Source organism: Nostoc sp. (assembly GCF_036919575.1).
Classification (GTDB): domain Bacteria; phylum Cyanobacteriota; class Cyanobacteriia; order Cyanobacteriales; family Nostocaceae; genus Nostoc.
In genome coordinates, this window is record NZ_JBALBY010000124.1 from 118302 (window position 1) to 141842 (window position 23541).

At 42.2% G+C, this 23541-nt stretch carries 24 protein-coding genes; 11 read left to right on the forward strand and 13 right to left on the reverse strand.

Features of this window, described 5'->3' with window-relative positions; genetic code table 11:
• Positions 1–309: 309 nt before the first annotated feature.
• On the forward strand, positions 310–1284 hold the full coding sequence (locus tag V7K27_RS33360) for a cysteine synthase A (protein ID WP_334952977.1): 975 nt from the start codon (positions 310–312) through the stop codon (positions 1282–1284).
• Between the two features lie 616 nt (positions 1285–1900).
• Positions 1901–2887, forward strand: a complete 987-nt coding sequence (locus V7K27_RS33365; RefSeq protein ID WP_334952979.1) for a DUF5331 domain-containing protein — start codon at positions 1901–1903, stop codon at positions 2885–2887.
• 249 nt (positions 2888–3136) lie between these two features.
• On the opposite strand, the gene ygfZ is transcribed toward V7K27_RS33365, so the two are convergent.
• Complete coding sequence (ygfZ, locus tag V7K27_RS33370; protein WP_334952981.1) at positions 3137–4132, reverse strand: CAF17-like 4Fe-4S cluster assembly/insertion protein YgfZ; 996 nt, start codon at positions 4130–4132, stop codon at positions 3137–3139.
• Positions 4133–4268: 136 nt separating this feature from the next.
• On the opposite strand from ygfZ, the gene V7K27_RS33375 reads away from it, so the two are divergent.
• Complete coding sequence (locus V7K27_RS33375; protein ID WP_334952983.1) at positions 4269–4475, forward strand: type II toxin-antitoxin system HicB family antitoxin; 207 nt, start codon at positions 4269–4271, stop codon at positions 4473–4475.
• Positions 4465–4686, forward strand: coding sequence for a type II toxin-antitoxin system HicA family toxin (locus V7K27_RS33380; RefSeq protein WP_334952985.1), 222 nt, complete (start codon positions 4465–4467; stop codon positions 4684–4686). The genes V7K27_RS33375 and V7K27_RS33380 overlap by 11 nt, the downstream gene beginning before the upstream one ends.
• A gap of 61 nt (positions 4687–4747) precedes the next feature.
• Here the strand turns inward: V7K27_RS33380 and V7K27_RS33385 are convergent, their stop codons facing one another.
• Both V7K27_RS33385 and V7K27_RS33390 read right to left on the reverse strand, forming a co-directional pair.
• Positions 4748–5011, reverse strand: coding sequence for a hypothetical protein (locus V7K27_RS33385; RefSeq protein WP_334952987.1), 264 nt, complete (start codon positions 5009–5011; stop codon positions 4748–4750).
• A 98-nt stretch (positions 5012–5109) separates the two neighbouring features.
• Entirely contained in the window at positions 5110–6108 is a 999-nt protein-coding gene (locus V7K27_RS33390) for a helix-turn-helix domain-containing protein (protein ID WP_334952989.1), read from the reverse strand.
• A gap of 136 nt (positions 6109–6244) precedes the next feature.
• Here V7K27_RS33390 and V7K27_RS33395 point away from each other — a divergent pair, with 136 nt between their 5' ends.
• Positions 6245–6505 carry a hypothetical protein gene (locus V7K27_RS33395; protein ID WP_334952991.1) on the forward strand — a complete coding sequence of 87 codons (261 nt, stop codon included), beginning with the start codon at positions 6245–6247 and terminating at the stop codon, positions 6503–6505.
• 110 nt (positions 6506–6615) lie between these two features.
• On the opposite strand, the gene V7K27_RS33400 is transcribed toward V7K27_RS33395, so the two are convergent.
• Complete coding sequence (locus tag V7K27_RS33400) at positions 6616–7104, reverse strand: hypothetical protein (RefSeq protein ID WP_334952992.1); 489 nt, start codon at positions 7102–7104, stop codon at positions 6616–6618.
• Positions 7105–7267: 163 nt separating this feature from the next.
• Here V7K27_RS33400 and V7K27_RS33405 point away from each other — a divergent pair, with 163 nt between their 5' ends.
• The 3 genes from V7K27_RS33405 (at position 7268) to V7K27_RS33415 (ending at position 10008) form a co-directional block, all read left to right on the forward strand.
• Positions 7268–9166, forward strand: a complete 1899-nt coding sequence (locus V7K27_RS33405) for a protein kinase domain-containing protein (protein ID WP_334952993.1) — start codon at positions 7268–7270, stop codon at positions 9164–9166.
• A 96-nt stretch (positions 9167–9262) separates the two neighbouring features.
• On the forward strand, positions 9263–9562 hold the full coding sequence (locus V7K27_RS33410) for a hypothetical protein (RefSeq protein ID WP_334952994.1): 300 nt from the start codon (positions 9263–9265) through the stop codon (positions 9560–9562).
• An 8-nt stretch (positions 9563–9570) separates the two neighbouring features.
• Positions 9571–10008: a type II toxin-antitoxin system VapC family toxin gene (locus V7K27_RS33415; RefSeq protein ID WP_334952996.1), complete on the forward strand. Its 438-nt coding sequence runs from the start codon at positions 9571–9573 to the stop codon at positions 10006–10008.
• A 411-nt stretch (positions 10009–10419) separates the two neighbouring features.
• On the opposite strand, the gene V7K27_RS33420 is transcribed toward V7K27_RS33415, so the two are convergent.
• The gene (locus V7K27_RS33420) at positions 10420–10887 is read right to left on the reverse strand and encodes a tetratricopeptide repeat protein (protein WP_334953031.1); all 468 of its coding nucleotides are present in this window, start codon (positions 10885–10887) and stop codon (positions 10420–10422) included.
• Positions 10835–11023, reverse strand: a complete 189-nt coding sequence (locus V7K27_RS36650; protein ID WP_442947670.1) for a tetratricopeptide repeat protein — start codon at positions 11021–11023, stop codon at positions 10835–10837. The genes V7K27_RS33420 and V7K27_RS36650 overlap by 53 nt, the downstream gene beginning before the upstream one ends.
• A gap of 4 nt (positions 11024–11027) precedes the next feature.
• Here V7K27_RS36650 and V7K27_RS33425 point away from each other — a divergent pair, with 4 nt between their 5' ends.
• The gene (locus V7K27_RS33425; protein WP_334952998.1) at positions 11028–11297 is read left to right on the forward strand and encodes a hypothetical protein; all 270 of its coding nucleotides are present in this window, start codon (positions 11028–11030) and stop codon (positions 11295–11297) included.
• Positions 11298–11501: 204 nt separating this feature from the next.
• Here V7K27_RS33425 and V7K27_RS33430 read toward each other — a convergent pair whose 3' ends face one another.
• The 4 genes from V7K27_RS33430 to ndhL all read right to left on the reverse strand — a co-directional run bounded on the left by V7K27_RS33430 (position 11502) and on the right by ndhL (position 14160).
• Entirely contained in the window at positions 11502–12164 is a 663-nt protein-coding gene (locus V7K27_RS33430) for a heterocyst differentiation related protein (RefSeq protein WP_334953000.1), read from the reverse strand.
• A 480-nt stretch (positions 12165–12644) separates the two neighbouring features.
• A complete protein-coding gene (gene trpA, locus V7K27_RS33435; RefSeq protein ID WP_334953033.1) occupies positions 12645–13490 on the reverse strand; it encodes a tryptophan synthase subunit alpha in 846 nt (281 codons plus the stop codon).
• A gap of 121 nt (positions 13491–13611) precedes the next feature.
• On the reverse strand, positions 13612–13923 hold the full coding sequence (locus V7K27_RS33440) for a DUF3007 family protein (protein ID WP_334953001.1): 312 nt from the start codon (positions 13921–13923) through the stop codon (positions 13612–13614).
• Between the two features lie 24 nt (positions 13924–13947).
• Entirely contained in the window at positions 13948–14160 is a 213-nt protein-coding gene (gene ndhL, locus V7K27_RS33445) for an NAD(P)H-quinone oxidoreductase subunit L (protein ID WP_334953003.1), read from the reverse strand.
• A gap of 179 nt (positions 14161–14339) precedes the next feature.
• Between ndhL and V7K27_RS33450 the strand changes: the two genes are divergently transcribed.
• On the forward strand, positions 14340–14462 hold the full coding sequence (locus tag V7K27_RS33450) for a hypothetical protein (protein ID WP_334953005.1): 123 nt from the start codon (positions 14340–14342) through the stop codon (positions 14460–14462).
• Positions 14463–15321: 859 nt separating this feature from the next.
• Here the strand turns inward: V7K27_RS33450 and V7K27_RS33455 are convergent.
• The 3 genes from V7K27_RS33455 to V7K27_RS33465 all read right to left on the reverse strand — a co-directional run bounded on the left by V7K27_RS33455 (position 15322) and on the right by V7K27_RS33465 (position 22549).
• Positions 15322–16320, reverse strand: coding sequence for an RNA polymerase sigma factor, RpoD/SigA family (locus tag V7K27_RS33455; protein ID WP_334953006.1), 999 nt, complete (start codon positions 16318–16320; stop codon positions 15322–15324).
• Positions 16321–17228: 908 nt separating this feature from the next.
• Entirely contained in the window at positions 17229–17654 is a 426-nt protein-coding gene (locus V7K27_RS33460; protein ID WP_334953008.1) for a DUF4363 family protein, read from the reverse strand.
• Between the two features lie 212 nt (positions 17655–17866).
• Positions 17867–22549: a GAF domain-containing protein gene (locus V7K27_RS33465; RefSeq protein ID WP_334953009.1), complete on the reverse strand. Its 4683-nt coding sequence runs from the start codon at positions 22547–22549 to the stop codon at positions 17867–17869.
• Between the two features lie 511 nt (positions 22550–23060).
• Between V7K27_RS33465 and V7K27_RS33470 the strand changes: the two genes are divergently transcribed.
• The gene (locus tag V7K27_RS33470) at positions 23061–23384 is read left to right on the forward strand and encodes a YnfA family protein (RefSeq protein ID WP_334953011.1); all 324 of its coding nucleotides are present in this window, start codon (positions 23061–23063) and stop codon (positions 23382–23384) included.
• Positions 23385–23541: the final 157 nt, after the last annotated feature.

Here is a 23541-nt window from a genome sequence, read left to right on the forward strand (position 1 = left end):
CTTGTCAGTCCCTTAGGTGGGAGCAGGTACAATACGCTTGGGTTAGCGCCAAAAACCTGAAACTGCGTAGGTTGGGGAGGCAGTGCGCCCTTGCGGTTTCCCGACTTGAAGCAACTGCCGTCGGCGAGCCACTCTTGTTGCACCTGGCGTCGGGTTTCCCGACTTGTCCCTTGCGCGTCTCCCCTTGGGAGAAGCAAGTCGCGTTTGAGTAACGAAACCCAACAAAGCAATTTTTTTTAGCCCAAGCGTATTGGAGTAGGCAGTCTATAAGCCAAAATTTTTATAGATACTCACACAGGTACAGTCAAAATGGATATTAAAAATGGCTTCGTCGGCACTGTTGGCAACACACCCCTAATTCGCCTAAACAGCTTTAGTGAAGAAACAGGGTGTGAAATCCTTGGTAAAGCAGAATTCCTCAATCCTGGCGGTTCCGTCAAAGACCGCGCCGCACTTTACATCATCGAAGACGCCGAAGAGAAAGGTCTACTCAAACCTGGTGGCACCGTTGTAGAAGGAACTGCTGGTAATACTGGCATTGGACTAGCACATATTTGCAACGCCAAAGGCTACAAATGCCTAATTATCATTCCCGATACTCAGTCACAAGAAAAGATAGACGCACTAACAGCGCTGGGAGCAGAAGTCCGTCCCGTCCCTGCTGTAGCCTACAAAGACCCGAACAACTACGTTAAGCTATCTGGCAGAGTCGCTGCTGAGTTAGAAAATGCGATTTGGGCGAATCAGTTTGATAACTTAGCCAACCGCCGCGCCCACTACGAAACCACAGGGCCGGAAATTTGGACGCAGACTGATGGTAAAATAGATGCCTGGACAGCTGCAACTGGTACTGGTGGTACTTTTGCTGGTGTGGCGTTGTACTTGAAAGAACAAAATTCGGCGATTAAATGCGTTGTTGCCGATCCGCTAGGTAGTGGACTTTATAGCTATGTCAAAACTGGCGAAATCACAATAGAAGGCAGTTCCATCACCGAAGGCATCGGTAACGGTCGTGTTACAGCCAATATGGAAGGCGCACCTGCTGATGATGCTATCCAAATCGATGACAAAGAAGCTTTACGGGTAGTTTATCAATTGCTGAGGAAAGATGGGCTGTTAATGGGCGGTTCAACGGGTATCAATGTTGGCGCAGCTGTTGCCCTAGCGAAGCAGTTGGGACCAGGACATACTATTGTCACCATCTTATGTGATAGTGGTTCCCGGTATCAGTCGCGGATATTCAACCCGGAATGGCTAGCCTCAAAAGGACTTTCAATAGATTAGTCATTAGTCATTAGTCATTAGTCATTAGTCATTAGTCATTAGTCATTGGGGACTTCCAACAAATAAATTACCCAATCTTGTGGGGTGGGCAACATGAGCGCCCATATAGAAAGGCGCTCATGTTGCCCACCCCACAAGAAGTAGTTGAGTATTTTTTTATTTGGAAGTCCCTTAGTACACAATTTCGTAAATTCGTGGCCAATTCAGGGTTTAAATTTAAACGTAGAGGGGCGCAGGGTTTGTTTGACTATATTCACTACCAACTTAGGCAAAGCTCTACTTACAGCTATTTTCAGGTAAATAGACCACGCGGTAAGGGCACAGGAGTGCTGTTACCCTACGATAGATGTGGTTCAAATACATGAAAAATTCTATAGTACAGCATTTCGCAATTTCATAACGTTATTAAATCTTGCAAAGCCTTGCTAGTCGGTCGCTCAATTCGTCACGGATTTATGAAATGCTGTACTTAGTCATTGGTTAGTACTTACAAGCAACAAATGACAAATGACAAATGACAAATGACAAATGACAAATGACAAGGTTTCATTCCCAGAAATCAAACTAATTAACAATATCAATGTCTGCAATCTTGTTGACTAAAGCGAGGCATCCAATGAATATCCAGCAGCTGCGTCAATCCTTAAAACAAAAGTGGCTGATTTACTACGAGCAAAATATTCCCTGGCTGGTCAAAATCCGAATTTGGGGCACTTACGATGGTCTGCGGCGTCCTTTATCCGGTTTTATTTTGGCAACACTGTCTGTTTTGGAACCCCAGTTTGATGAAATACTTTCTTTTATGCTGGATCTGAATAACGATCCAGATAAAATAGTCGCCGCTTTAGGTCTTAACTTCAATCCTGATGAAGAATTAGGCTTAATAAAATCAGAACATTCTATGGCTACAAGCCAAGTTGAAAGCGAGTCGCCAGATCAGAAGCATTCTAAAGATATGTCATTGGTTGTAACTGCCAGCAAAATTGCGCCTCATTCTCTTGCCAAGACTTTACACTCAAAGTTACCACGCGCCGACCAATCAGTGCCATTATCTACAGCTACTACTGAGGTAGCTCACACACACAGACCTCAGTTGTTTGGTGTATTTGGCACTAAAATTGCTCCAGATACTCCCGTAAAAACTTCACACTCAGCCAAGCTACCCTCCGGTTTATTAAGCGAAGATAAACCAGTAGGTAGCTCGTTTGCAGCTTCTCGTCAGACATTGCTCCTTGAACGCCTCCCTTTAGGAGGATCGCTGACAACGATCGCTGAGGTTAACAGCAAAGCCAAAACTATGCCATCTGTGGCATTAGCTACCGAGGTTAAGAGCAACGACAAAACAGTGCGATCGCTATCTGGGCGACTCCCTTTAGGTGCATCGTTGGCAATTACCACCGAGATTAACAGCAACGGCAAACCAGTGCGATCGCTAGCAATTACTACCGAAGTTAAGAACAACGGCAAACATCCGAATATCCAACTAGAACACGTTAAAAGCAAAGTAAATTTACCAACCACTAATGCCCGTAGTCTAGCTTCTTGGGTAGATGAATTTTGTCAAGGTACTAAATCGGATCGAGAGGAAGATATTTTTATTTGAACAGCGATAACAATAGATGGAGCGCCAAAAAACGATTACCACTAGAGACGCGTTATAGCAGTTCTCGGTTGAGTGAGGCACAAGAACCCCACCCCCAACCCCCTCCCCGCAAGCGATGAGGGGGCTAAGATATACCTCATGTGATTAGGAAACGCTAAAGCAAAGCTGTACCAAGTATAATTTCGCGTCTCTACTCTTTCTTAATTACGAATTACGAACTTGTACTGAGCGCAGCCGAAGTATTACGATCTACGGGTATTCGTGAGAAACAAACGGAATTTCTACTACTTCCCCCTCAGTTTCTCCTACTTGGACTTTCAAGCCTACGCCACCAGCTTTGGTGCGAATGTAACCTAGTCCAAAGTAACCATCAGCAGTTTGGGTGTAACTGGTAAGTTTGCCGACCTTTTCATCTCCAACTGCGATCGCACTTCCAATTTCCGCAGGCGCACTGAGGCGCACACCAAATAGGTGTTGTTTTACACCTTTGTATGTATTCAACCGAGCAATGGTTTCTTGCCCAATATAACAACCTTTATTAAAAGAAATTGTTTGCCACAAACCAACTTCCAGAGGATTGTAATCATCTGTGAGTTCGGAATCTGGGGCGGGGCGGCCTTGTAAGATTCGCAAGGTATCCCAAGCGCGATCGCTCATCTCTACCGCCCCAGCTTCTAACAATTTGTTCCACACCGAAGATTTATCAGTATAGGGAAAAGTTAAGGTGTATCCGGGAGCCGCTAACCCACTACCCACAGCAATCCGCACTCCTTCGGCGGGAGCGATAGTGTATACTTTGTGACTACCGTAAGGTTGGCCGATGAGTTCACCAATACCTAACTTTTCTAAAACGGCGTCGCTTCCTGGGCCAATCAGGCTGAAGGTGTTGGTGTATTTTGTGATATCAGATAATTCCACCTTGTCGGCATAGAAAATATATTTATCCAGCCATTCCATGAGATATTGGCGGCGGTTGGGCGAAACTAGCAGGATTACCGCATCTTCTCTAACGTAGGCGGTTGCTAAATCAATTGTTCTGGCTGTGGAGGTGACAAAAACCGTATCACAGCCTTGTCCCGGCTTGAGTATTTGAAAATTGTTAGTACTTTGGTTGTGCAAGAAATTGAGGCGATCGTCGCCAGACACTTTGATGCGTCCCCAGGCGGTGCGATCGCATATAGCAACTGCTTCTTTTGCGGCTTGGATAGCTGCTGCGTCTTTATCGTCAATTATAGATGTTGGCATGGTGATGAGAAGTTGCCCTGTTTCAATGTTGTCGCACTGAAAATCTTAGCAAATAAGCGTTTCCAGCTTCAATGCATCTCCGGTTTTCTTGTAGCGTATAATCAAATCAAAAGAAAGTGCCGAACAATAAAAACTTATGAAACGAACTTTTACTGCAAGCGTATGGCAGGAAGGTAACTGGTTTGTGGCACAATGCTTGGAGATTGATATTGCTAGCCAGGGTCAGACTGAAACTGAGGCATTGGCTAATCTTGAAGAAGCTTTGTCACTGCATTTTGAACCGCCAGTAGCTACTATTATTCCTCAAATTAAGACACTTCAGGTAGAAATAGGTGCCGCTTAAACCATTACCTTATCGTGAAGTGAAGCGTAGATTAGAGGCAGCAGGCTTTAGGGAAGTTAGCCAAAAGGGTAGTCACGTAAAGTTTGCCAAATATACCGATGAAGGAACCCGTACTGCGATCGCGCCTCATTATCGAGAAATTACTATTGGTACGCTGGCCAGTATTTTACGACAAGCTGGGATAAGTGTAGAAGAGTTTGAGGTTTTGTAAGGGCGACATAGAAGTGAAAAGGGCGAGGCGATCGCTTCAAAGCTTTTTATGAACTCTCTATTTATCCTTTACTGTCCAAAATTTTGAAAATAGCTTCGCGGCTGACAGTTTCAGTATTTTCACCTTCTTTAATAGCCCTTTCTAAGGCTATATCTTGCCGCAAACTCTGCCCAATGTAAAACTTGAGTAATGCATCAAGTGTCATGTCTCGATTAGCTGCTACTTTTTCGAGCGATCGCAATGTATCTGTTGGTATCTTTATTGATACTGTCTCTGTCGCACGGGGTCTTAAGTGTAATTCTAGTTTTTCTTCAGGCTTGTTCATATAGCTTTCTTTCAGTGCGAGTAGCTAGAGGCCAGAAATAATTCGTCTTTCCCTACTGTGTTGTAGATAAACTATCAAGTTTATATTTATTGACTTCCTTAAAAAGGTATATCAATATCATCAGATATGTCGTACCAGTTTCTATCTAGTAAACTTTTTCCAAAGTATATAATAAATTCTTGTAATACCTCTCTCGAATATATAAAAGTTTCCCATGTATAATCGAATTGTTTATCTTCCGAAATACACAGATAACTTTCACCGTCACTCAAATCGTATTCCCGAAATCCATCCAAACATATTGTAGTTAATTCGTTTGTATTAGGATCATAAAACTCTGGATTCTCTTGACTATTAAGATAAAAATCACCGACTGTTTTTCTTTCAATTTCTAAGATGTTCCAGTATTTATGATTAAGTGAATCTAAAAATAAATTTTCTTTACCTGGTAATACTAAAAATCTCCCTGCTATCTTATCCGAGAAAACTCCAGATTCCAGAATATATACCCAGTAGTGTAAATTTAGCAAATATGGATCTAAAATCAGTTTATTAATAGAAACACTTAAACCGCATATACTTTGGTAGAAAAATATTTGATATCGTTTATCTCTTTTTCCAGGATTTTTAAGTCTATACCCTATACATTGCGATGCCTGGCTCATCTTAAACTTTTGCTCAAAACCAATCTCGTCAAGTATATTGATAGCCAAAAATATCAATTCTTCCCCAGGTTCTTCAAAAATTTCGTCACCTGACGAAACTAAAGAAGTCACACCGTCATAGTTTATCTTTTCCAATTGTTTGCTAGCTTCATTAGTAATAGCAGGAGAGCAATTACTTACCCACTCAGGTTTGTACTTGAGAAATAGATCCTTTAACTTGTCTCTTAAAGCGCGATCGCCTGGAAATTCGCTTTTAATACCAAAATCCTTATATACATTTGAGATTTGCTTGCGTACAGTTCCTTCTGCACGACCCCTCAATTGAGCAATCTGATCATTAGTGTGTCCAGCCAGCAACAACTTCAACACCTCTACCTTACGAGGTGCTTTCTTTAGCATTTCTAGAGCTTCGTTAAACTGCGGACTATTCATACTTTTCAGAATACCGCATTTCCCTTAATCTGCGTACTTTGCGTATTGCGCGTATTCACTTTTGCTTTATGGGTGTCCATTGCTTTGCGTATCTGCGTAATGAGCATGATATACAGAGCAGCGTTTGAGTGAAGCAATGAAAAATAATTCTAGATTTGTTCAATTAGAAATACCAGGAATGGAGCAATTTCTTGTCCAAAAGAAAACTGTCTTAGAAACAACCAAGATGACTCTACAAGCTATTAGAGATATTTCGGCTAAGAATCCAGACAATCAAATCACATTCCATCAATTAGAAATACCAGGGATGGAAGAATTTATCGCCAAATTGAAAACACAGTCAGAACCTACCAACTCAATTGACTACAGCCGCATGAGTGAAGATTTTGCTGCTTGAAGAAAAAGCGTAGGCGCAGCCCGCCGTAGGCATCGCCTGACTTCATTAACCCACGCAGGTGGGTTTCGTTTGTATAGCCCCAGAATTCTATTCTGAGGGCATTTTATTTGTTACCCTTCTGGCAATTTAGCAAACGCCTGTTCAACCAACTCCTTTGCCTTAGCATCCAAAAGCAACCAATCGACTTCACCCAATTCATCAATTAAACTAGTATCAATATCAGCAGCTTCCTCCTGTGGGCTGTATTCAATAAAACACACCTGATAACACAGTTCCCACAAATCGATACTCGCTTGTTGCTGTTGACGCTCCAAACGTAGATGATATCCTGGATGGGGCATCGGCAGACGAGCCAGAGTTTCTCTGATTTCATCTGCTTCTTGGGGCGTTGCAGTTTCCATTGCTTGCAACAGTTCAGTCACCAATGCTTTGATTTCATCAGTGGTGCTAGCCGGCCAAATCAGGACATCGTGGTAAGTTCCCGTCCAGGAAGATTCATCAAGCAACTTGCGAAGATTGTCGATAACGCGAATGAAAGCAGGTTGCATGAGGATTTCAGCCTGCTGCCATGCAACTGAGTTTGTTATTTTAGGTGGCATTGGTACTAAACAGGGACACTAAAAGAAAAATAAACAGTCTGTGTTTATTAAAAAGCTGTGTTTTTAATCTAAATCTTTTCTCAAGATAGCGGATTTCATTGAAGAAAATTTGGAGATATTTATTACCAGCTAGAAAATTAGGTAATAACTCTGGTGAGGGAATATGATCGGCAAGCTACTAGACCATCGTTACCAAGTAATTCGAGTCCTCGCAATGGGAGGATTTGGTCAAACCTATATTGCCCAAGATACTAGGCGTCCCGGCAATCCTATTTGCGTTGTCAAGCACCTTAAACCCGGAACTGACCCCAGAGTTTTTGATACTGCTAAACGCCTATTTAACAGCGAAGCCGAAACCTTAGAAAAACTGGGCAACCATGACCAAATACCCAGACTGCTAGCATACTTTGACGAAAACCAAGAATTTTATTTAGTACAAGAATATATTGAAGGACATACCCTAGCTGAGGAACTTATACCTGGTAAGCGCTGGAGTGAAAGCCAAGTAATTCAACTATTGCAGGAAGTTCTGGAAATTCTCGAATTTGTCCATCGTCAAGGTGTGATTCACCGCGACATCAAACCGGATAATATCATTCGTCGCGCCTCAGATCATAAGTTAGTTTTAGTAGACTTTGGAGCAGTGAAGCAACTGCGTACACAGTTGGTAACAGTGGGCGGACAACCCTCTGCTACAGTAGTTATTGGCACTCCTGGCTATATGCCCACAGAACAAGGGCAAGGTAAACCTCGTCCTAACAGTGATATCTATTCTCTCGGCATCATCGCCATTCAAGCATTAACAGGATTACAAGCAACAGAATTGCAAGAAGACCCGGCAACGGGGGAAATCATCTGGCGGCATTCAGCAACCGTAAACCATCGACTGGCGGCAGTGTTATCCAAGATGGTACATTATCACTTCAAAGACCGCTACCAAAACGCCACGGAAGCACTGCAAGCGTGTAAAGATGCGATTAATCCAGTACCTGCACTTTCCACACCTCAAGAATCCGCCAAATCCCAGCCTCAAGTATCTCGGCTGCAAACGGTTGCAGTTGCACCAGCGAACCCTATCAAACCTGCCCCTAAAGACTCTAGTAAATCCGACCCATGGCCGATATTAATTGGCATATTATTGGCAGGTGGTGCGGCTGCCTTGGCAGCAAATGTCTATCCAAATGTAAAAAATTTAGCTGCTAATCTTACAGGTAAGGATACCGCCTTAGTAAACAAATGTTCGGCTGTTGTCGTCGGAAATTCTAATATTCGTTCTGAACCTAGTTCGATTAATTCTGATAATATTTTGCAAACTGTTACTGATAATACCAATTTCGAGGTAACAGGCAAGCGGACAAAACGAGGTTGGATAGAAGTTAAACTTAAATCTGGTCGTTTGGCTTGGGCATATTCGGATGTGATCACCAATAATCAAGAATGGGGTTCTTGCCTGCGCGAAAAGGGAATTGCAACTAAGACAGTAGATGATGATACCTTGATTGCGACTCGACCAACTCCCAAGCCACAACCAAAATTGAGGAATCTAACAACTGCATTACCAGACAAGCCGAAGGGGTCAACTGACGATGCTGGAAAATCAGAGCGATCGCAGCCTACAGATAACAATGCCAATATTATAGAACAAGCTAGACAGAAATATGAATCAGGAGATATAATTGGTGCGATCGCACTTTTAAGATCGGTTCCGGCAAATGCTGCTTCCAGTATCCAACAGACGGGTAAAATAATTGCCCAGTGGCAGCTAGATTGGGCGAAAGCGGAGGCGATATCTAATGAGATCAACAAAGCCCTGGATGATGGGAAATGGGATAAAGTTTTAGATTATAGAAACCATCCAGAAAAGTTGCCGAATACTCAATATTGGCGAAACAGAATCGAACCATTATTTAAACAAGCAGCCGAAAATCTGGCAAAACAGGCACTAACTAAACTCGAAAATCAAGGTAATCAGAAAAATACCCAACAGAAACTTCCCGATCCTAAGCAACCTGCCACTACAGAGAATCCTAATACTACAGAAACTCCAAAAGGCGGCTTTTAACAGTTACGAGTGTTTACTGGTTACTAATTTTCTTAATGCATTTTTTACCTCATTTGTCAATGCGTAAGTTCTATAACTATGGAAATGAGAAACAACATGGACAATAACAAAATTGAGGTTACTGGAATAAGCAAACCTCTACTAAGGCTGATTGATGAGCGAGTGAGGCACTTTGGAGGCGACAGAGCAGCGTATATCCGTGATTTGATTGAAAGGGATATCTTTGGCACATCACACGGGCATAAACATACATTTACAGAGTTTCGTACAAAGCGTACTTTTGACTCACAACAATGGAAAGCGGACATGGAATCATTAGCTCAAGGAGCGGAACAAATACCAGTTTTACCGCCAGAATCCTTTACTCGTGAAAGCATTTATGGGAATCATGACTGATGCTTTTCATGGCAGATACAAACATTCTATTACGGTTCATTTCTCCTTCAGATCCAAATCATATTTTGGTTCGTGATGCCATCTACTCTTTACTGCAAAAGGGAGAAGAAATCTGTTACACATCACAAATTTTGGGAGAATTTTGGAACGTATGTACGCGACCTACAACCGCGCGGAGCGGTTTTGGCTTATCAATTGAGGAGACAGACCAGAGGGCGCAAGTGATAGAGCGGTACTTCAATTTTTTGCCTGATAGTGCAGCAGTTCATACACAATGGCGGCGTTTAGTTGTCGATTATAGGGTGTCGGGGGTCAAGGTGCATGATACACGATTGGTTGCAGCAATGCTAGTACATGGACTGACCCATATCCTTACGTTTAATATTAGTGATTTTGCCCGTTACTCAAAAATTACTGCCGTTAATCCCACAACGATCTCACCTTAAATTACACCTCTACATGATTACTTATATACAAGTTTCTATGTGTAGTTGAGTTGCTGCTTAAGCGCCCCCGAGCGTGTGATGTCGTCAAACTACGCTTATCCTGACATCTCTTTGCACTGGCAACTAGTTAGGGCTTGCTGAAAAAGTCCTTTGGTGAGGGCAGGGAATAGGGAATAGGGAACAAGGAACAGTTTTATCCCTATTTTTGCCAATTTCTTGTGGTACTAGAAATTGGAAATGCAAGGCTTTTAAGCCTCATACACCTATTCTCTTGCACTTTTTTCGACGGTAATAGCCTGAAAAGTTTGAAATATAAGGATTTTATCGTTATTCAGCAAGCCCTAGTTACTCAATATTATTGTGTGCAACTAAGTTCCACTATCAAGGTTACAGTAATACTACCTTTACCCCTTAAGTTTTATTTATTAAATTTATAAAATTGATAATTTCTTGTACTGATTCGTAATCATCCATATCTCCTTGCTCTTGATGAATTATTGCGGCTTTATGTAAGTCTATCATTGCAGGTTTCATCGATTGCTGAAGATAAGAAATTCCTCGCATTTTGTAACTATCAGCATTATGAGGATTGAGTTCAATGGCATGGCTATAATCTTCAATTGCTTCTTGATAATTATTTAAAGAAAAATTTACTAATGCTCTTTTGGAATAAGCATTTTCATCATTGTTACCGAAGTTTATAAATTTGGTAAAATTCTCTAGAGCTTTTCGATAATTATTTAACTTAAAATGGCTTAAACCTAGATTATAAAATGCTCTAGCATAATCTGAATCTGGTTTCAACTCAATAGCTCGGTTAAAATCTTCAATCGCTTTTTGCTCTTCTCCCAATCCCAGATAAGTTAATCCGCAGATTATAAAAAGCTATTGCATCATTGGGATTAAATTTAACCGCCCTATCTAAGTCCTTTAAAGCACTTTCATAGTCTTTTAAGTTAGAATAGGCTGCACCTCTACTTCTATACGCTTCTGCATCGTTAGGGTCAAAGTTTATAAATTTGGTAAAACTCTCTAGAGCTTCTCATTTCCAGACGCACTTTTGCCAAGGACAAGGAATCATCTGGCAAGTAGAAGCAGAACATTACTTCAGAGCAGATATGAGTATGCTATCCCATCAAACAGTGCTAGTTTTTTCATATCTTGCAAACTCCTACTGGTTAAGTCAAGCTGCACCTCACACATCATCCATCTGGGAAGTTCTACTCGTACCTCCAGTAAAAGTTTTGCAAAGAGTACAACATCATGATACATCTGCAATTCCTTCCTAACTATACATTTCACCGCAGTTTGCAGTTCCCGAAGGGCGATCGCAGACTGCGGTAAGTTGAAGGAAAGGCAAAAATACTTGTGATAGACAATATTGAGTGAGCAATGGTGATTTGTCTACGCATTGTTGATGATTTTAAACTACAGATGCACACAGATGAATTATCTGTGTGCATCTGTGTCCATTTATGATTTTATTTTCTCTATTAGTGCATTTCGTCGTATTCTGGGGCTTCAACTCGTCTTGCTTCCATCCGCGAAGCCGGCAGAAACTCAGCGCGACGGACTGGAAGCAAGGGCGGTGTATTTCCTTGGTAGGGGTGAATCACTTGTACAGTACGGGCTGGGCGCTGCCGTGGTGAGAATAAAGCCAATACCCCAGCGACGACAACACCACCACCAATAGTGAGAGTTGCGCCTCCCACAGCCCAAAGCATGGGTGAAGACCACCAAGAATTTTGCGGCTGGAATGCTGCTGCTTTTGGTTGGTTATTTTGCTGGGCTAATTGCCACTGCTGTTGAGTATTAAAATTTTGAACTTGGCCTTGGAGTTGTTGATTTTGCACCTTCAGCTGTTCATTGTCGTTTTTTAAACGCTCCAACTGCATCTGCGTGTTTAGCTTCTCCACCTCTAGGCGCTGGTCAGTATTGGGAGCAACTGACGGCTGAACCTGAGTGGGATACATTGGTTGCCCATAAGGACCGTAAGGATACATTTGTGGCTGCATTCCCGGTGCTACTACAGTCCCTGGCATTTGGGAAGCAACAGCAAAGTTAGGTTGTAGGGGGGTATTTGTTCCTTTGAGCAATACGAGAGCCGCCAGCCCAGCTACGGCGACACCACCAATAAACGCCATACTCTCACTCATCGCCTTTGCTCCTCAATTGCGACGTAACTATAAACATTTGTGACTGACTCACTCTCACACTCATAAATTATGCCTACTTGATTTCACATAATACTCGAACTATAAGCGACTGTATCAGCTAGTTTTTTTACATGATGATATCTGATGTTAATATTCAAGACCATAATCGTCAAATTGTCTACTAAACAAGGATAGAAAAACTACACTGTTATAGTTCCAAATCTTATAGTCAAATATAGCCAGACGTTTGAAATTTAGGTTTAAGCCACTCTACTTTCAGCATGGACACGCTTAAATAGTGGAGTTAGTCGCCTTGGATGTACTACCAGATATCCCCTATCCCTTGACGGGATTACTTTTTTATTGATAATGGCGTTTCTTAATCAGTATGAGGTGGCTTCTTACTGCTCTCAGTAGAGATTATAGCCAATAAACGGAGCCAATCTGAATAGATTTTGTTTAAAGTTTTATCATACTTTTTTAATCTACTTTCCCGATCTGATCAAGGGGAGTATTTATGCTGGTATTGGTGGTGTTGATGGCTGCCTTGAGACTTTGGCAAAATTGGGCGATCGCATTTAATCCCTGCTCTGGGGTGCCTTCGGCTAACCGTTTCACAAAAGCGCTGCCCACGATCACGGCATCTGCGCCCCATTCCTTTACCTGACGGGCTTGTGCCGCTTCGGAAATCCCAAAGCCTACACCAATGGGTTTATCAGTAACACCACGAATTTGTTTGAGTAAATTGGACACGCGGTTTTCCACTTGCGATCGCATTCCCGTAACCCCTGTCACAGTGATTAAATAAATAAATCCTTGGGAAGAACGAGCGATCGCTTCTATTCGTTCATCTGAACTGGTGGGAGCTATGAACAACGTCAGATCAATTCCGATGGCGCTAGCTGGTTGCAGCAAGCTTGCAGCTTCTTCTAAAGGTAAGTCTGGTACTACCAATCCCGCTACTCCGGCCGCAGCAATTTCCTGGAGAAATTTGTCAATTCCCCGGTGCAAAATTGGGTTGTAGTAGGTAAATAGGACAATGGGCGATCGCAATTTGGGAGTAGTTGCTTGCAGCATTTCTAGTACCTGCTCTAATTTCGTTCCCCTTTGCAAGGCGCGGGTAGCAGCAGCTTGAATCACTGGCCCATCCGCTAGAGGATCGGAGTAGGGTATACCTAGTTCAATTATGTCGGCTCCACTACGATCTAGAACTTCCAAAGCTTTTGCTGTTGTTTCTAAATCTGGATCGCCAGCAGTTATAAAAGGAATCAGAGCGCACTCACCATTGCGCCCAAGAGTTTCAAAGCAATCAGAAATCGCAGTCATAGCATTAGTCATTGGTCATTGGTCATTAGTCATTAGTCGTTGGTCATTGGTCATTGGTCATTTTCGGTTATTCACAAAGGACAAAGGACAAATGACAAATGACAAAGAACCAATGATAACTTTACACCTGAGATTGCTCTTCTTGTTCAATTTCAGCTTGAATTCGTGCTAGTTCTTCGGGAGTAAGCTCTTCTAGCCGCTTTTGCAGAAAGTCTTGCTCATAGTGTTCCCTCTGTTGATGGTAGGTCATTTTTTGTCCCACCGCCCGGAAAAAATAGGTGGCTAACCAGCCAATTAACCCACTGACTAGTAAGACTTGGCTCCATATACCAGCTTGCTGATTATCCAAACCGACTAGCTGTAATCCTAGATATGCCAAGCCGCCGGCAATAAAAACACCCAAGCCAATTCCAATCGCGTCAATCCGTCGCATGAGAGTTATGACCTACCAATCTCGTTAAACTTGAATTTGTCGCCGTTGGGGTCGGAAATTTACAAACGGCGATAGAACCAACAAACCCGGAAAGAAGAAAAACACCAAAAAGTACATAAAGACACGCTCAATGGAGGTAGCTACATACCAACGCTGCTTCAGGTACAGCAAGATAGCAATCGGGATTACTAGAAGGTAAGCTCCAGCCAAAATCAGATACAGCAGGGCGACAATCATAACTTTCAAGTCTTAAGCATCTGTTTTCCATCATAGGCTGAAGAGCCAGACTCAGAGAAGTAAGTCTTGAAGAAGAATGCAGAATCCAGAATTCAGCAATCTTTCAGTCGGGGATTGGGACCAGCGACTTTCTTGTTGACCACAAAACTAGAATTTTTGGTGGGGGTGCAAAAACGCCGATGAATAATCGGCGTTTTCGTTCAGAATTCATTCTGACTCCTGAATTCTGTTCGATAAATGCTTTCAACATCACCGCACCAGAATTCCCTGTTTATGTCCAAATTGACAATATCATGCTATAATAGAAAATTCACTAGCAAACAATGCTCTAGTCAGACCAGATCGAAAACTCATCCAGATTGATTAGGAAGAAACAAACAAGACTTCCTACTCTGGAAAAAATATTTTGAATCTAGTTGGACAAAAGACACAATTGATGGTGGAATAGATGAGGAGGTATTTACTGTCTCCACAAAAGAACTAGTTATACTAGTTGCCAAACACCAATGGGGGTGTGGCGGAATGGTAGACGCTACGGACTTAGATAACTGAGCCTTGAAGGAGAAATCCCTCAAGTGGAAGCTCTCAAACTCAGGGAAACCTAAATCTGACAACAGACATGGCAATCCTGAGCCAAGCCGAAAAAAGTCGTGAGTAATGAGTACTGAGTAGTGAGTAAATTAAAACTCCTAACTCTTAACTCCTAACTCCTAACTATTCGGAAGGTGCAGAGACCCGACGGGAGCTACCCTAACGTAAAGTCGAGGGTAAAGGGAGAGTCCAATTCTCAAAACCTGGCCTTGCTAAAGCTATCAGGTAGCAGTGAAAACTGCGGGAGAATGAAAATCCGTTGATCTTAAACGGTCGTGTGGGTTCAAGTCCCTCCACCCCCACTAAAAATCTAAAATGCCAAAAGACTTCTATAGAAGGTGTGGGCGGGTTGTATCTAATCATAGATGAACTCGCCCATAAAGTTGTTTGCTAGCTCTGATGGTTAGTTCTACTAATGTTAACCGTGGCTATAGGGTGTGATAGCGATCGCTTTACACCCCACAGCACAACAGCGTCAGTTCACCATCACCCAAAAGGATCTGACTGTTGAATCTCTGTTTTTGTAGGTTGCGATCGCTCATATCTGAATCTCTCTTCTCTCTATCAAAATTAACTAGCTAGATAGCTATGTATCTTATCCTTATGTCTTCGTAGAGTACCCAAAGCTTTTTGCTCTATCTGTCGCACTCGTTCTCGACTAATACCCATACGTTGACCAATCTCCACTAAAGAAAGTTCATTTCCATCTGTTAAACCAAAACGTAAAGTTAAGATTTCTCGTTGCTGGGGAGTTAATTTTGACAATAAGTTTTGAATATTTTGTTGGAGAAACTTTTGGTCAGCATATAATTCTGGAGAGAGTCCATCATCCTCCAACATATCTTGTAATTCTGTATCTTTTTCTGAGCCAACTCGCAATTCTAGAGAGATAGGTTGACGTGCTAAGAGTAAATAATCTCGAATTTGTTTAGGATCTAAAGATAGTTCTTCGGCGATATCAACTGTGGTAGGAGTACGACCTAATTTTTGAGTTAATTCGCGTTGAATACGCTTGATTTTATTCAGTTTTTCGGTAACATGAATAGGCAAGCGGATAATACGCCCTTTTTCGGCGATCGCTCGTGTAATTGCTTGACGAATCCACCAATAGCCATAAGTTGAAAACTTGTACCCTTTAGTAGGGTCAAATTTCTCAACTCCTCGCTCTAAACCTAAACTTCCTTCTTGAATTAAGTCGAGAAAATCTAGGTTATGTCTTTGATATTTTTTAGCAATAGACACCACAAGTCGCAGGTTAGCCTGAATCATTTTCTGCTTGGCTTGATGTCCCTGATGTAGCTGTTGCAGCAGTAATTTTTCACCGATATTTATATTTTCAACCCACTCTTCTTGTGTCGGCTGACGTTTTAATTCAATAGCTAATTTTTCTTTCGCAGCAAGTAAAGCCATCATCTGTTGAACTTGCTTGGCGAAATTAATCTCTTGCTCATGAGTTAATAAAGGTATACGTCCAATCTCGGTAAGATAAGTACGCACCGTATCAGCAGTATATAAAGGTTTTTCCTTTTTATTATTTACTTCTAGAGACTGATGAGATAGATTATTCATAGTTATTTGAACCTTCAGAAAAACTTGTTGATTTAGAGGTAAAGAAATTTCAATCCGAGAGAATTACTGTGACATTCAGAAATGAAATTAGAACGAAATTCTTAATTTCGATAATTAAAGTGCTGAGGTTAATTGTGATTGGAGTCGGTTTGTAGCTTGACTTTAAAAGGTAAAAATCAAGAATTTTTCCAGATTTTTCTGGCTGTTGTCACGTATAATTCTTTCGCCAAAACTAATATTTATTTTTAAGTTAAGAGCTTGATGTGACAGGAGCTTGTCAAAGAATTGAAAAAGTTATGTCTGTCCAAATTTCAGCAGATTTCAAAGAAAGTGAAGTACACAAACTAAGTCTCAAAACCAAGCATAAAGCCTGTTTTACATGAGAATTCTGCTGTAAGTAGCCAGACATGATGTAGACTATGACGCATAAAAGTACTTTTTCCTTCCCTCTGTCTCTTTACAGTTTTATCCTAAGTCAAGTCGCATTCTGGGAATCTAAGCAAAAAAAATAACCCCCTGCATGTGTTGCTAGGGTGTACACACAAGTTATCGAATTACCCAAAAACCTCACCCTGTCCTGACAGACATCCCTCTCCTTACTAAGGAGAGGGACAGGTTTTGCGTAGCATAACCAGGGTGAGGTTTTCTTGATCTGCTAGAGTCCAGTAGTACTGGCCAAATGAACGCATTTATCCAAATTCTTCAGTGGAAATTATAGCAGTTTGCAACTTGATGAGGTACAGAACTATAGCGGTTCTCAATTGCATGGAATACAGACCACTCGTAGGGGCACAGCAATGCTGTGCCCGTAGCATGTATTGCATCCAAACGAGAACTGCTATATTTATCTCACAGTCAGATTTAAAGCTTGTTTTTTTGCTGTCTTTTGATTGCTGCTGATATATTAATTAACCTTTAGAAACAGTGGCGATATTTGTGTCAAGTGTTTGTAACCCCTTAAGAGCTTTCGCTTTATCTTTTGCTTTCAGCGCACCCTTTACCTGAGTCGCAGCATCTTCGATCGCATTATAGGTTTTTGAAGATTTAGTTTTGACACCATCCTCAACCTTAGACCAAGAGTTTTCAAACTTATCAAATTCCTGTTGAGCTTTGCCAAAGTTTCCGGCTGACACCGCAGTTTTTGTATTTGAAACTACACCGACCAAAGTATCAAAACCTCCCTGCGTAGCACCAGGAGTTTTGGATACTGTTGTTGCGGCAGTAGTTTCAGTAGTAGCAGGAGTCTGGGTAGCAGATTCTTGAGGGCTGTTGCATCCTACCAATGTCAGTAGGCCAATTGCAGTAACGGGGATGATGTAGATTAAGCGCTTCATAATACCTCTGGAATATTGAAGAAGTCGGAAGTCGGAAGTCGGAAGTACAGTTTTGTAACGGGGATAAAGACTCATTGCCACAAAACTTAAAGCCGTCCTTTATGACGGGGTTTTAGACGCATCTTTTTGATAAATCGTCAAGTACTGACGGTATCAGCTACTAGATTAGCAAACCTGTCGTCTAAAAGGATGTTTGTAAAGTCTAATTTATCTTAAATTAAAAAGTCTTGAATCCGGTTGACAAATTCTTCTAACTCTAAAATTAAGTCAGTAGTACCTCTACGTTCTTGATGGTAAGCCAATTGTTCTAGCTTCTCAGCTGCTAGGCATATAGCTGTGGCTCCAATGTTGGCACTAGCACCTTTAAGTTGATGAGTTTCTCGCGCAATTTGTCCAAAGTCATCAGATGCGATCGCTGCTTTAATTATTTCTAAACGGGGTTTCATATCTTCAAAGCATACTTGCAATAGATTTAATTCAAATTCTGGATCGTTTCCCGATATTTGATGTAAGTATTCCCAATCAATTGCTAAGTCCGTGGAAACTGCCTGTTCAGACATAACTGCCTCTTGTTGTGAAATGATCGCGCCTGTCCAATGCTCTAGAATCGCAGCCAATTTTTCTTTAAATACTGGCTTACTCAGATAGCCGTCCATTCCGGCATTGAGACACATTTCTTCGTCTTGTTTCATCGCATTAGCCGTCATCGCAATCACCACAGGACGACGACGCAGAGCAAAGCTCCTTTCTTGCCAACGATGAATTTCTTTTGTGGTTTCTAAACCGTCGAGAATTGGCATTTGGCAATCCATGAGAATCAAATCGTAAGGAATTTTTTTTAATAGCTGCAAAACTTCCTTTCCGTTCGCAACGACATCGGCTTTGTAGCCCAAATTCTGGAGTTGCTTCAAGGCGACTTTCTGATTCACCAAATTATCTTCAGCTATGAGAATTCTTAACTTGAATTTAGTAGAGGGGTTAGGGGAAGAGGAAGTCAGAATACCTAAAGTTTCTGCACTCTGGATTTTTTCAGTAGCTTCTAGTTTCCAGTCTTTAGCCCCTTGTTGTGATTCCATCTGAGTTTTTAAAATAGTTATTATAGTATCGAGGAGTCGTGATGGCTTAATGGGTTTGACCAAATAAGCAGCAAATCCGATTTTGAGCGCCTGCTGCACTTCATCCCGTTGATTAGTAGAGGTGAGCATAATCAAAGGTATCTCAGCAATTGCCGAATTAGCTTTAATTTGTTCGCCTATTGTCATGCCATTTATTTGGGGTATTTGCATATCAACTAAGGCGATATCATAACATTTCCCCTGTTCACCAGTTGACTGAATAGCTTTGAGCGCCGCAGCAACACTGTCAGCATAATCTACCTGCATTCCCCAATGAGTAGCTTGATGGTAAATAATTTTGTAATTAGTAGTGTTATTATCCACCACTAATAAGCGGCGATCGCTCAAAAGTCCGCGTTCTTCGGCGTTGGCGTTGGTAAAGCCATCGCTTTTTGGCAAAACCGGCTCAACTTGCATGGTAAAAAGCACCTCAAACCAAAACTTAGATCCTTTCCCCATCTGACTTTCTATCCCAATCATTCCTCCCATCAAAGTTACCAGTTGTTTACAGATAGCTAATCCCAAACCGGTACCACCATACTTGCGAGTGGTAGAAGCATCGACTTGGGTAAATGGCGTAAAGAGTTTGCGTTGGTCTTCAGGGCTAATGCCAAGACCGGTATCTGTGATGTCAAAATGGATAGTGGCTGTAGTCGGGGAAAGCGATCGCAATTCGGCTTGCACTAAAACTTCACCAGCGCTGGTAAACTTGATAGCGTTGCTGATTAAGTTCATCAGAATTTGCCGCAGCCTACCAGGATCTCCTTTGAGGTGGGTGGGGACGTTGTGTTCAATCAGTGCGGCAATTTCTAATCCCTTTTTATGGGCTGAGGGAGCCAATAATTCCACCACTTCTTCTACACAAGTGGATAGGTCAAAATCTAGAGTTTCCAGAGCCATCTGTCCAGCCTCAAGTTTAGAAAGATCCAAAATCTCGTTGATTAAAGTTAAAAGGTCGTCTCCACTACTACGAATTGTTTCAATAAAATCTCGCTGTTCTGCATCTAAGGGAGTATCTAACACTAAACCGGTCATTCCCAAGACAGCATTCATCGGAGTGCGAATTTCATGACTCATATTCGCCAAAAACGCACTTTTCGTCTGAGAAGCTAATTCGGCTTGGCGACGGGCAATTTCAAGTTCTTCTCGCTGACGAATTTCTACTGCTAATAGTTGGGCTTGGGCTAAGGCAATACCTACTTGGTCGGCTATTTCCCGCAAAAGACGAGTTTCAAAGCTAGACCAGTGGTGGGAATCGTCAGACTGATGAACTATGAGCAAACCACGAAGTTCTTCTTTGACCAGAATAGGCACAACCAAATTGATTTTCACCCCAAACTGTTGCATTAATTCCAGATGGCTTTGTTCAACTTCCGGCAAATCGAAGTTACCCAGCCCGAAAATCTGTCCTTGACGGTACTGCTGTAGATAGTGCTGTTGTAAATATTCCGCTTGTAAGTAGAGGGTGGTGATGTTTTGCTCTTTAATTACTGGTAAGCCAGAAACTACTGCTTCAGTAACGGTGGGTGCAGACTCATCTGCCAAAAGCTGATAGATCAAAACTCGGTCAGTCTGGAGAATCTTTTGTACCTCCTGGACAGTGATTTGGAGAATTTCTTCGATTTGCAAAGACTGGCGAATTTTGAGAGTGATTTCGGTAAATAATTGCGATCGCAAGTTTTGGCGTTGTATTTCTGCTTCAGCCTGTTTACGCTGGATAAACTGCCCCACTTGCTCACCAATCGAATTCATCGTTTTGATCAAATCTTGGTCAGGCGGCTGGATTTCCCGATTGAAGCAAGTAATGACACCGATAATTTTCTTACCACTGCGAATCGGAAAACCAAAAGCTGCACGTAGTTCTACTTGATCGGTGATTTTGAAGCGGGAGAAACTGAGTTCTTTAACGACATCAGTGATCCAAACAGGTTGAGAACTAGCCCAAACCTGGCCAGGTAGTCCAATTCCTGGTGGAAATGTGGTTTGCCGATTCAGTGCTTCAAATTCTTGCACCTGAAGGGGTACTTTGTGCCACATATCAAGAAAACGTAACAGATTTGCTTGCTGATCTACCATCCAAATTTCACCCAAATCCCATCCCAAACTCTCGCAGATTCCTTGCAGGATTTGGCCAGTAGCTTCGCTAATCGTGGTGGACTCCGCTAAAACGCGGGTTGCAGCATATTGAGCAGTTAGATGCTGTTGTGCGAGTTTGCGTAAGCGAAGATCGTCGGAGACATCGGTGATGTCAATGCCAGTGCTAACAATGTATTCCACTGATCCTTCATAGTCTTTTAAGAAGGTATTTGACCAGCCAATCAGTCGGCGACTGCCATCTTTCATTACCCAATGGTTCTCGTAGTCATTGAGGATTTGACCAGAACGCAACTGCTCAAAAACTGCTTTGAACGACTCCACCTCTTCAGGAATTAGCAACAAGTTCCAGCAATACCTACCCCTCACCTCCTCGAAGAAGTAACCCGTTATTTTCTCAGAGGCTTGATTGAAGCGAACAATTTGCCCTTGAGAATCGAAAACTATTACCAACGCGCCGACTGTATTAAGAACTGCTGAGATAAAGTTGCGTTCTTGGTTTAAGGCTTCTTCTGTCTTCTTGTGTTCAATCACCTCACGATAGATGAAGTAGTAGACTACAGCCAGAACAATAATAGTTAGGCAGATAGCGATCGCAAGTGTCAGAATTGTGTTACGAGTCCAAGCTTCTGCTGTTTGTGACTGTTGCTGAAGCCGCCCCCTTTCCTCGTTTTTCATCTCATTGATCATCTTGCCGATATTATCGATGAGATTTTGTTTCTCATTTCTGAGTAGTACTTGCAACGCCGCCTCTAATCCCTGGTTTTGGCGCAAGTCGATAGTCTGTTTTAGTTGAGTAAGTTTAGCTGTTATCAAAGATTCAAGCGTTGCAATCTGCTTTTGTTGGTTCGGTTGATCTGCTGTTAAACTCTTCAGCTTGGCAATTTCTTGATTGACGTTCGCAAGTGCTGATTGATAAGGTTTTAGATAAATTTTTTCTCCACTCAGGATGTAACTACTTTGTCCAGTTTCGGCATCTTTGATCTGGGACTGTAGTTCGTCTAGACTTTTAATTTTTTTATAAGTATTTTTTACTATACTGCGATTATTATATACTCTTGTATTTTCATAAGAAACCACACCAATCAGAACTAAAATTACCGATGCCAAACCAAAACCTGCCGCAATCTTTTTGAAAAATTGCTGGCGTATCCCCTGCGCCTGTTTGCCTTTCTTGCTAACAAGTACCAAACTTGCTAAATTTCGGCGCAATTCCAGCTGCTTGATAACTTGACGAGCTAATGTTCGTAATGCCTCCAATTGTTCTGGAGTCAGTTCTCGTGGTACGTAGTCAATCACACATAGAGTTCCTAGCGCGTATCCTTCAGGGTTAATCAGAGGTACACCAGCATAAAACCGAATATTTGGATCAGATGTTACCAGTGGGTTTGTCGCAAACCGTTCGTCATCTGTTGCATCAGGCACAACAAAAACACCGGGCTGTAAAATAGCATGGGTACAGAATGCCAAATCTCGGTGTGTTTCTAAGGCATCCATTCCGACTTTTGACTTGAACCACTGACGATTTGTATCAATTAAGCTAATTAAGGCAATAGGAGTCTGACAAATATACGAGGCTAAACGGGTGAGGTCGTCAAAAGCGGCTTCAGATGGCGTGTCAAGAATCTTATACTCCAAAAGCGTCTCGATTCTCTGTGCTTCGTTATCAGGTAATGGTGCTTTCATCTTCAGCCTTATCTATATTCTGGGAACTGGGGGCAGGGCAGCAGTAAAACAAGTCGCAAGTCGCAAGTCGCAAGTCGCAAGTAAGTTTTGTGACGGGGAGAAGTGCGAGAAACGCGGTGAGGCAGTGTGGGAACAGGGGGTTTCCACTCGTGTTCAACTGCCGTTCGCGCCAGCGTGCCGGAGGCATCACCCCGAAGGGGTCTTGGGGCTTTGCCCCAAGTGGAGCGATTTCTCAAGACAGACCCCGACCCAAAACCTTCTGCTTAAGAAGCAGGGGACTTAAACCCCTAAACTTAGGTAAATAACCAATGCTCCTCAGAAGTACTGTTATCGGATAGCTAGGGTTTAGCCCGTGCTGAGTGAGGAATCTTACTTCTTCATTCAGAACTTGGAACTGTTTTGCCCAATGCCCAATGCCCAGTTCAACAAACTTACTTCAATTAATGACAATAGTTTAGTTAAAAGCGTTAGCGTAATTTTACTGAGTTCGACTTATTAAATAATCGATCAAATGATTAAATCCCTGCTGTATTTTTTGTGGGCTGGTTTATTTGAAATCGGGGGCGGCTACCTGATCTGGTTGTGGTTGCGCGAAGGTAAACCGTTCTGGTGGGGCATATTGGGGGGAATTGCTTTAGTTTTCTATGGGGTTATTGCAACTCTCCAATCGGCAAATTTTGGCAGAGTGTATGCGGCTTACGGTGGCGTATTCATCGCAATGGCAATGCTTTGGGGTTGGAAGGTAGACGGGATAACTCCAGACCGCTACGACCTAATAGGAGCAAGTTTCGCTTTACTGAGTGTTTTAATTATCATGTTTGCACCCAGAGCTTAAGTCAGAAGTCAGGAGTCAGAATTCAGGAGTCAGAATTCAGGAGTCAGAAGTCAGGAGTCAGAAGTCAGGAGTCAGAATTCAGGAGTCAGAATTCAGGAGTCAGAATTCAGGAGTCAGAATTCAGGAGTCAGAATTCAGGAGTCAGAATTCAGGAGTC